Raw genomic sequence first — 3,649 nt, forward strand, 5'->3', positions numbered from 1 at the left:
ATGGGCGCCGTAGCGAGCGGCACCAGATGGGTGCAATGGCAAGCCGGGAACGCGAAGGCGTACCGGGTCGTACGGTGAGCGGGTCCGGCGAAGCCAGTGCGCCCAGCTGGGGTCGCGCAGTAGGCGCAGATCGGTGGATCGAGGCTTAGCCTGGGCCTTCCGAGACCCAGGAGGCACCCGTGACCGAAGCCGGACTCGTCGTCGTCGCCAACCGACTGCCCGTCGACGCCGATGCCGACGGTGGCTGGCGGCGCTCCCCCGGCGGCCTGGTGACCGCGCTGGAGCCGGTGATGCAACGGGCCGGCGGCGCCTGGGTGGGCTGGCCCGGCACCCCGGACGCCGAGGTCGAGCCGTTCGACTTCGACGGCACCCGGCTGATCCCGGTGGCGCTCAGCGCCGAGGACGTCGAGCTGTACTACGAGGGCTTCTCCAACGACACGATCTGGCCCTTGTACCACGACGTGATCGCCGCGCCACGCTATCGAAGGCCCTGGTGGGAAGCCTATCTGCGGGTCAACCAGCGGTTCGCGGACGCGGCCGCGGAGGCCGCCGCCGAGGGTGCGACGGTGTGGGTGCAGGACTACCAGCTGCAATTGGTTCCGGCGATGCTGCGGGCGGCACGTCCCGACCTGACCATCGGCTACTTCCACCACATCCCGTTCCCCGCCTACGGCCTGTACTCGCAGCTGCCGTGGCGGCGCCAGGTGATCGAGGGGCTGCTCGGCGCCGACGTGATCGGCTTCCAGCGGGTGGCGGACGCCGGCAATTTCGCCCGCGCCGTCCGGCGGCTGTTCCACTACGAGACCAAGGCGTCCGGCATCCGGGTGCCGCAGCCGGACGGGTCGGTCCGGCTGGCGCTGGCCAAGGCGTTCCCGATCTCCATCGACGCCGAGGCCTACATCGAATTGGCCGGACGCGAGGACATCCTGGCCCGGTCCCGGGAGATCCGCGCGAGTCTCGGCGACCCGGCGCACGTGCTGCTCGGCGTCGACCGGCTCGACTACACCAAGGGCATCGGCCATCGGCTCAAGGCGTTCGGCGAGCTGCTCGCCGAGGGCCGGCTGTCGGTGCAGGACGCCACCCTGGTGCAGGTGGCCAGCCCCAGCCGGGAACGGGTGGAGACCTATGCCCACCTGCGGGACGAGATCGAGCTGACGGTGGGCCGGATCAACGGCGACGTGGACACGGTCGGGCACACCGCGATCCGCTATCTCCATCAGGCGTTCCCGCGCGAGGAGATGGTGGCCCTGTATCTGGCCGCCGACGTGATGCTGGTCACCGCGCTGCGCGACGGGATGAACCTGGTCGCCAAGGAGTACGTGGCCAGCCGCACCGACAATCACGGTGTGCTGGTGCTCAGCGAGTTCGCCGGCGCCCACGACGAACTGGGCCGGGCCCTGACGGTGAATCCGCACGACATCGAAGGGCTCAAGGACACCATCATGCGCGCCATCGAGATGCCGCCGGCCGAACAGCGCCGGCGGATGCGGGCGCTGCGCAGGCGGGTCCGGGAGCACGACGTGGAGGCCTGGTCGCGGGACTTCCTGGACGCGCTGGCGGCGACCCGGGGCGAGTCGCGGTGAGCGACAGCAGCGCCGCGGCAGGCGACAGCACGGACCCGGTGGGCGAGGCAGCCGTGCAGCGGTTGGCGGACACCGAACGGCTGCTGGTCGCTCTCGACGTGGACGGCACCCTGGCCCCGCTGTCCGACGAGCCGATGAGCGTCCGGATGCTGCCGGCGGCGCGTGCGGCGGTGCTGGCGCTGGCCGCGCTGCCCGGCACCACCGTGGCTCTGGTCTCCGGCCGCACCCTGCACGACCTGCGGACCATCGCCGAACACACCGACGACTCGCCGCTGCTGCTGGCCGGCTCACACGGCGCCGAGTACTGGAGTCCCGGCGAAAGGGAACGCGGCACCGGGGACGACGCGGCGGCGAGCGCCCGGCGCGATGCGTTGCGGCGACGAGCGGAGACACTGGTGGAGTCGATGCCGGGCGCCTGGATCGAGCCGAAGACGTTCGGTTTCGCCGTCCACACCCGGCTGGCGGACGCCGACACCGCGGCGGCGGCCAATGCCGCGGTCGACGCGCTGATCGCCGCCGAGGCTCCGCAGTGGCGGCGCCGGACCGGGCACGACATCGTCGAATACGCGTCCCGCACCGAGGGCAAGGACACCGCGGTGCGGGTGCTGCGGGAACGCACCGCCGCCACCGCGGTGCTGTTCGCCGGCGACGACGTCACCGACGAGGACGCCCTGGCCAGTCTCGGCCCCGGCGATCTCGGCGTCCTGGTCGGCGACCGGCCCACCCACGCCACCCTCACCGTGCCGGACATCCCCGCGATGGCGGCCCTGCTGCGCCGGCTGGCGGAACTGCGCGCCGGCCGCACCCCGGTCAGCCGGGGTCCACGACCGCCTCGACGACCTGCGCCTCGCCGGGCAGTGCGGCACGGATCACGGAGCCACCCGTCCGGTAGCCGGTGAACGCGAAGGGCAGCCCGCGGGCACGCGTCCAGTCGGTGCTGTCGCTGAGCTGCAGGTGGACGTGGGGCTGGGTGCTGTTGCCCGAATTGCCGCAGCCGCCGAGTAGTTGGCCGGCGACGACCTGCTGCCCGGCCGTGACGGCGACCGTTCCGTTGCGCAGGTGGGCGATCAACACGTACGGCCCCCCGTCGGCGACGGCGAGCACCACGCTGTTGCCGGCCAGGCCGGGAAGCCCGCGTCGGACCCGGACGGGTTGGGTGCGGGCGAAGCCGATGTACGCCGGTAGCGAACGCCGGACCCGGGCGTCCGGTTCGCCGTCGTGCACCAGCACCACGATGCCGGCGACGGGTGCGGTCACCGGACGTCCCCAGCCGACGAAACGGGCCGGGTCCTCGGTGCCCAGCAGCGTCCGCCAGTCGATCGGGCCGCTGCGGCCTCGGGCGTCCACCGGCACCAGATCGATCGCGTGGCTGCTGCCGAAGGCGTCCGTGCCGTGGCTCGGGATGCGGCGGACCGGGCTGTTCCGGGCCTGCCACAGTCCGGCACCGGGCACGTCCAGCAGCGGGGCGACGACGTCCATCGCACGACTCTAGTTCCGCCCGTGCGACACACGGAATTCACCGGCACCGGGAGCGCGTCGGGGACGCCGGCGCGCAGCCGGCGTCCGGCGAAATCCTCATCGGCAACCGCTCGGCGCGCCGGCCGGCCCGGCCGGACCGTACCGGGGCGGCAGACTGGGGTGATGATCACCATCACCGTCAAGTGGCGCGTCAAGCCCGACTACGCTGCCGAGTTCATCGATCTGACCAGGGAGTTCACCGAGGCCACCCGCGCCGAGCCGGGCTGCCTGTGGTTCGAGTGGTCCCGCAGCGTGGACAATCCCTGCGAATACGTGCTGATCGAGGCATTCCGCGACGGGGCGGCGGGCAGCGCCCATGTTTCATCGGCACATTTCAACGAGGCGATGGGAACCTATGGCCGTTATATAACCACTCGCCCGCAGATCATCTCCTATGAAATTCCTCAGGACGGTTGGAGCGAACTCGGCGAACTGAAGATGCCCGACGAGGAATGATTCTGCGGCGGCATCCATTCCCCGCGAGGCGGCGGGACGCCCGGCCACCACCGGCCGCCTCCTCCCGGCCGCCGGCGGTCGGCGCGGCGGCC

Annotated in this window: 4 protein-coding genes; 3 read left to right on the plus strand and 1 reads right to left on the minus strand. The window is 72.0% G+C overall.

Features of this window, described 5'->3' with window-relative positions; all coding sequences use genetic code 11:
- The first annotated feature begins 179 nt into the window (after positions 1-179).
- Together QM582_RS19130 and otsB are read left to right on the plus strand one after the other, a co-directional pair.
- Complete coding sequence (locus QM582_RS19130) at positions 180-1,583, plus strand: alpha,alpha-trehalose-phosphate synthase (UDP-forming) (protein ID WP_415087124.1); 1,404 nt, start codon at positions 180-182, stop codon at positions 1,581-1,583.
- Positions 1,580-2,482: a trehalose-phosphatase gene (gene otsB, locus QM582_RS19135; protein WP_415087126.1), complete on the plus strand. Its 903-nt coding sequence runs from the start codon at positions 1,580-1,582 to the stop codon at positions 2,480-2,482. Before QM582_RS19130 ends, otsB begins: the two co-directional genes overlap by 4 nt.
- Here the strand turns inward: otsB and QM582_RS19140 are convergent.
- Positions 2,394-3,062 carry a peptidoglycan DD-metalloendopeptidase family protein gene (locus QM582_RS19140; RefSeq protein ID WP_415087128.1) on the minus strand — a complete coding sequence of 223 codons (669 nt, stop codon included), beginning with the start codon at positions 3,060-3,062 and terminating at the stop codon, positions 2,394-2,396. The two genes, otsB and QM582_RS19140, sit on opposite strands and share 89 nt — an antisense overlap.
- A 162-nt stretch (positions 3,063-3,224) precedes the next feature.
- Here QM582_RS19140 and QM582_RS19145 point away from each other — a divergent pair, with 162 nt between their 5' ends.
- Positions 3,225-3,557: a putative quinol monooxygenase gene (locus QM582_RS19145; RefSeq protein WP_415087130.1), complete on the plus strand. Its 333-nt coding sequence runs from the start codon at positions 3,225-3,227 to the stop codon at positions 3,555-3,557.
- Positions 3,558-3,649: the final 92 nt, after the last annotated feature.

Source organism: Micropruina sp. (genome assembly GCF_047607385.1).
GTDB lineage: Bacteria > Actinomycetota > Actinomycetes > Propionibacteriales > Propionibacteriaceae > Micropruina.

Excerpts from the sequence above, each read along its gene's own strand:
- QM582_RS19140 (WP_415087128.1), bottom strand. The coding sequence starts at position 3,062 with ATGGACGTCGTCGCCCCGCTGCTGGACGTGCCCGGTGCCGGACTGTGG.
- QM582_RS19145 (WP_415087130.1), top strand. The coding sequence starts at position 3,225 with ATGATCACCATCACCGTCAAGTGGCGCGTCAAGCCCGACTACGCTGCC.